Genomic DNA, 478 nt, shown 5'->3' on the forward strand with positions numbered 1-478 from the left:
TCCCCAAAGCATATCGTCGTTAGTAACGTCCTTCTTCGGCTTCTAGTGCCAAGGCATCCACCGTGCGCCCTTAATAACTTAATCTATATTTCCTTATACATAATGTTTAAGAAAATAACTGTTATTAATCTGTGATGTCGTCTATAAAGACGACGCGCGATTATTAAGCTTGTTGAATTTCGTTAAAAATTCACTCGGTTTTTTGCTTGGTAAAATCTATTTTACTTACTTATCTAGTTTTCAATGTGCAATTTAAAATGGTGGGCCTAAATGGACTCGAACCATCGACCTCACGCTTATCAGGCGTGCGCTCTAACCAGCTGAGCTATAGGCCCATTCTTAAGTTGAATGTTATAAACATTCAAAACTGAATACAATATGTCTTCATTATTCCATGACCTAATGGTCATTCCGTAATATCCTTAGAAAGGAGGTGATCCAGCCGCACCTTCCGATACGGCTACCTTGTTACGACTTC

1 tRNA gene and 2 rRNA genes are annotated in these 478 nt (G+C 38.9%); all 3 read right to left on the bottom strand.

Going from position 1 to position 478, the window contains the following annotated elements:
* A 23S ribosomal RNA gene (locus LQ617_RS15830) occupies window positions 1–84 on the bottom strand; the annotation flags it as partial.
* Window positions 85–258: 174 nt separating this feature from the next.
* Window positions 259–335 (bottom strand) — tRNA-Ile (locus tag LQ617_RS15835).
* A gap of 91 nt (window positions 336–426) precedes the next feature.
* A 16S ribosomal RNA gene (locus LQ617_RS15840) occupies window positions 427–478 on the bottom strand; the annotation flags it as partial.

The sequence above is a fragment of the Mammaliicoccus sp. P-M59 genome (assembly GCF_022386135.1).
In the GTDB taxonomy this organism is placed as follows: Bacteria; Bacillota; Bacilli; order Staphylococcales; family Staphylococcaceae; genus Mammaliicoccus; species Mammaliicoccus sciuri_A.